Raw genomic sequence first — 4,454 nt, 5'->3', positions numbered from 1 at the left:
CGAGGTCGGGCTCGCGGCCCTCCTCCCGCATCGCCAACGCCACCGCCACCGCGTTCTCCTTGATCGCCTCGTGCGCGACCTCTCGGCCGACCCCGGCCCGGACGGCCGCCATGAGGACCTTGGTGGTGGCGAGGAACGGCAGGTAGCGCTGGAGCTCCTTGTCGATCACGGCCGGGTACGCCCCGAACTCGTCGAGCACGGTCAGGAACGTCTCGAACATGCCGTCCAGCGCGAAGAACGCATCCGGCAGAGCGACACGACGCACCACCGAGCAGAAGACGTCGCCCTCGTTCCACTGCGCGCCGGCGAGCTCGGCGGCCATAGAGCCGTACCCGCGGAGGACCACCTGGAGCCCGTTGACCCGCTCGCAGGACCGGGTGTTCATCTTGTGCGGCATGGCCGACGACCCGACCTGGCCGGGCTGGAAACCCTCGGTGACCAGCTCGTGTCCGGCCATCAGCCGGATCGTGTGGGCCAGCGAGGACGGGCCGGCGCCCAACTGGACCAGCGCGGAGACGACCTCGTGGTCGAGGGACCGCGGGTACACCTGGCCGACCGAGTCCAGGGTCCGGGAGAAGCCCAGGTGCCCGGCGATGCGGCTCTCGAGCTCCGACATCTTCCCGGCGTCGCCCCCGAGCAGGTCGAGCATGTCCTGCGCGGTGCCCATCGGGCCCTTGATACCGCGCAGGGGGTACCGCTCCATCAGTGAGTCGACCCGCTCGAGCGCCAACAGCAGCTCATCGGCCGCGGAGGCGAAGCGCTTGCCCAGGGTGGTGGCCTGCGCGGCGACGTTGTGGCTGCGGCCGGCCATCACCTGGTCGCGGTGCGCCACCGCGTGCTCGGCCAACCGGCGAACCGCTGCCACCCCGCGGTCGCGGACCAACTCGAGGGAGCGGATCACCTGGAGCTGCTCGACGTTCTCGGTGAGGTCCCGGCTCGTCATTCCCTTGTGGATCTGCTCGTGTCCGGCGAGGGCGTTGAACTCCTCGATCCGGGCCTTGACATCGTGCCGGGTCACCCGCTCGCGCTCGGCGATCGACGCCAGGTCCACGCGATCGATCACGGCCTCGTAGGCCTCGATCACACCGTCGGGAACGGTGACTCCCAGATCACGCTGAGCGCGCAGGACGGCGATCCACAGCTGCCGCTCGAGCACGATCTTGTGCTCGGCGGACCACAGAGTGGCCAGGTCGGCGCTCGCGTAGCGCGAGGCGAGGACGTTGGAGATCCGGGGCTTGGTGGCCCGGGCGGGTACGGCGTTCTGGGCGGTCACGCCCCCAGTATCGCAGCCCGATCAGGAGATGACCGAGCCGCCGGTGGACCCGGCGAGGATCTCGCGGGCGTTGAGGTAGACCTGCTCGACCGTCAGCGGCGCCTGCAGCAGCAGCCACGGCCGGGTGATGTAGACGCTGGCGGTGATGATCTCGGCGGAACCCATGCGCCGACGGTAGCCGCCCGGAGGCACCGGCGGGGACGCCACGTCCCCGAGGCCCAAGGCGCCTACGGGCCGGTGCCCACGGCGTCCACGGGCCGGTGCCTACGGCGCCAGTTCCGCCTCGAGCCGGTCCATGGCCTCGGCGATCTCGTCGGTTGCCCCGGCGAAGCTCAACCGGACCGTGTGGTGGCCGTCGACGGTGTCGAAGTCGACGCCGGGTGTCAGCGCGACCCCCGTGTGTTCGAGGATCTCCGCGCACCACGCCACCGAGTCGTCGGTCCACTGCGAGACGTCGAAGTAGGTGTAGAAGGCTCCGTCGGGAGGTGCGGTCTCCCCCACCCCGAGTCCGGCGAGTCGGCGCAGCACGAGCTCGCGGTTCCGGGCGTACCGCTCCACGTGTGAGTCGAGCTCGGCTGCCGAGTCCTCGGTGAACGCGGCGACGGCGGCGAACTGGGCGTGCGCGGGCGGGCAGATGGTGAGGTTTCCGATGAGCCGGTCCACGGGGGCGCTCAGGTACCGCGGCAGCAGCATCCACCCGATCCGCCAGCCGGTCATGGAGAAGTACTTGGACACCGAGCCCATCACCACGGACTCGCGGCTCGTCCGCCATGCGCTCGCGCACTCCCGGCCGTAGGTGACGCCGTGGTAGATCTCGTCGCTGACCAGCAACGTGCCGTGGGCCTCGCACCAGCGCGCGAGGGCGGCGAGTTCGGCGGCGTCGATGATCGTCCCGGTCGGGTTGGCGGGACTGGCCACGATGAGGCCGGCGGGCGGGTGGCCCAGCTCCGCCGTGACCGCCTCGAGCTGCGCGACCGTGGGTTGGTACCGGGTCTCGGGGCCGCAGGCGATCTCGTGGACAAGGCAGCCCAGGGCCTGGAGGGTGTTGCGGTAGGCGGGGTACCCGGGGCGGGCCATGACGACGGTGTCCCCGGGATCGAACGCGGCCAGGAAGAGCACCGTGAATCCGCCGGACGACCCGGTGGTGACGACGACGTCGTCGGCGGTCACCTCGACACCGTCCACCCGCCGGTGGTGGTCCGCGATCGCCTCCCGGAGCGGTCGGATTCCGATCGCCTCGGTGTAGCCGAGGATCTCGCCGTCCACCGCGCGCCGTGCGGCCTCCAGCACCGGCCCGGGCGCCGGGGTCGAGGGCTGCCCGGCACACAGGGAGATCACGTCGCCGTGGGACTCCTGACGCCGCGCCGCCGCGGCCAGGACGCTCATGACGTGGAACGGCTCGACGGCCGACCTGAGAGAGGGGGTACGCGCGACGCTCATGCCCCCGACGCTATCGCCCCCGTCAGGAGGTCAGTCCGAACACCCACACCAACAGGGTCATGGTGACGAGCGTGATGAGCACGATCCCCACGAGGTTGAGCCACACCCCGCCGCGGATCATCTGGCCGATCGTCACGTATCCGGATCCGTACGCGATGGCGTTGGGCGGGGTCGCCACCGGCAGCATGAACGCGCAGGTGGCGGCCAGGGCGACCGGGACCGCCAGCAGCATCGGGTCGAGCCCGAGACCCAGCGCCACCCCACCCGCGACCGGCAGGAATGTCGCGGCGGTGGCGGTGTTGCTGGTCAGCTCGGTGAGGAAGATGATCCCCGTGGCGGCCACCACCACCAGCAGGATGACCGGCAGGGCACCCAGCGCACCGGCCTGCTCGCCGATCCAGTCGGTGAGCCCCGAGCCGGAGAACTGCGAGGACAGCGCCAGCCCGCCGCCGAACAGCAGGAGCACGCCCCAGGGCAGTGCCAGCGCGGCGTCCCAGGTGAGCAGCCGCACGCCGCGCTGGGATCCGGCGGGCAGCAGGAACAGCAGCAGACCGGCCGCGAGCGCGATGCCCGCGTCCGAGATCGGCGGCTCCTCGAACACCAGCGGGACCGCCACCCACGCCACCGCGGCCGCCACGAACACGGCCAGCACGCGCTTCTCGCCGGACGACGTCGGGCCGAGTCTGCGCAGCTCGTCGTCGAACAGCTTCCGCCCACCGGGGATCCGCTCGATCTCCGGCTTGAACAGGACCTTGGTGAGCAGGAGCCAGGTGATCACCAGCATGACCACCGCGAGCGGCAGCCCGACCAGCATCCACTGGCCGAAGCCCAGCTGGATGTCGTGCTCGGCGCTGAGGTATCCGGCGAGCAGGGTGTTGGGCGGGGTCCCGATGATCGTCGCCAGTGACCCGACGGACGCCGCGTAGGCGATGCCGAGCATGAGGGCCGTGCCGAAGTTGGAGCGGATCACCGCCTCCTTCACCGCATCGGAGCTCGGATCCGCCTGCGGGTCCATCTCGGGCATCGCGGTCTTCCCGTCACCGTCGCCGCCGCCGCCGAGCTCGGAGGCCAGCATCAGCACGGACACACCGATCGGCAGCATCATCACGGCCGTCGCGGTGTTCGACACCCACATGCTCAGGAACCCGGTCGCGATCATGAACCCGGCGATCACGCGCGTGGACCGGGTGCCCATCGCGCGCACGGTGAGCAGGGCGATCCGCCGGTGCAGGTTCCACCGCTGCATGGCGATCGCGATGAGGAACCCGCCCATGAACAGGAAGATGATGTTGTTGCCGTACTGGGCGCCGACGTCGTCGACCGAGATGTCCTGACCCAGCACCGGGAACGCGATGAGCGGCACCAGCGCCGTGGCGGGGATGGGGATGCACTCGGTCATCCACCAGATCCCCAGCAGCACCGCCACGGCAGCGGTCAGTCGCGCATTGTGCTCCAGGTCCCCCGGCATGACCGTGTAGACCAGCACCGCGGCCGCGACCCCGGCGACGGTCCCGATCACACTGCGGACGAACTCGCCGCGGGGCACGGCGCCGTCGCGCTCACCGGGCGACTTCTGCTCGATCTCCGCGCCGCGGTCCGGGTCCGGGTCCAGGCCGCTCAGGTGGGGGGCCATGACCATCCTCCGGCCCCTCGGCCGATCACGGTCGCCGGTTGCCATCGCCTTCTCCCTCGCGCGCCACGCGTCCCGGAGCGGCCCCCCGGGACATTCGTGTACTCACCG

4 protein-coding genes are annotated in these 4,454 nt (G+C 70.9%); all 4 read right to left on the bottom strand.

Features of this window, described 5'->3' with window-relative positions:
• On the bottom strand, positions 1-1,273 hold a 1,273-nt coding region (purB, locus tag G6026_RS06430; RefSeq protein WP_182612636.1), incomplete at its 3' end, for an adenylosuccinate lyase.
• Positions 1,274-1,294: 21 nt separating this feature from the next.
• Positions 1,295-1,438, bottom strand: a complete 144-nt coding sequence (locus G6026_RS06425; protein ID WP_156509565.1) for a hypothetical protein — start codon at positions 1,436-1,438, stop codon at positions 1,295-1,297.
• Positions 1,439-1,537: 99 nt separating this feature from the next.
• Positions 1,538-2,713 carry an aminotransferase class I/II-fold pyridoxal phosphate-dependent enzyme gene (locus G6026_RS06420; RefSeq protein WP_182612634.1) on the bottom strand — a complete coding sequence of 392 codons (1,176 nt, stop codon included), beginning with the start codon at positions 2,711-2,713 and terminating at the stop codon, positions 1,538-1,540.
• 22 nt (positions 2,714-2,735) lie between these two features.
• Entirely contained in the window at positions 2,736-4,346 is a 1,611-nt protein-coding gene (locus G6026_RS06415; RefSeq protein ID WP_241727963.1) for a DASS family sodium-coupled anion symporter, read from the bottom strand.
• Positions 4,347-4,454: the final 108 nt, after the last annotated feature.

This window comes from Dietzia sp. DQ11-38-2 (genome assembly GCF_014145055.1).
Taxonomy (GTDB): domain Bacteria; phylum Actinomycetota; class Actinomycetes; order Mycobacteriales; family Mycobacteriaceae; genus Dietzia.
The sequence above is the reverse complement of the archived record's forward strand: the minus strand, read 5'-3'. Positions and strand labels throughout refer to the sequence as shown.

Bases quoted from the DNA above. Each gene is read 5' to 3' on its own strand.
- G6026_RS06425 (WP_156509565.1), bottom strand. From the start codon at position 1,438: ATGGGTTCCGCCGAGATCATCACCGCCAGCGTCTACATCACCCGGCCG.
- G6026_RS06420 (WP_182612634.1), bottom strand. From the start codon at position 2,713: ATGAGCGTCGCGCGTACCCCCTCTCTCAGGTCGGCCGTCGAGCCGTTC.
- G6026_RS06415 (WP_241727963.1), bottom strand. From the start codon at position 4,346: ATGGCCCCCCACCTGAGCGGCCTGGACCCGGACCCGGACCGCGGCGCG.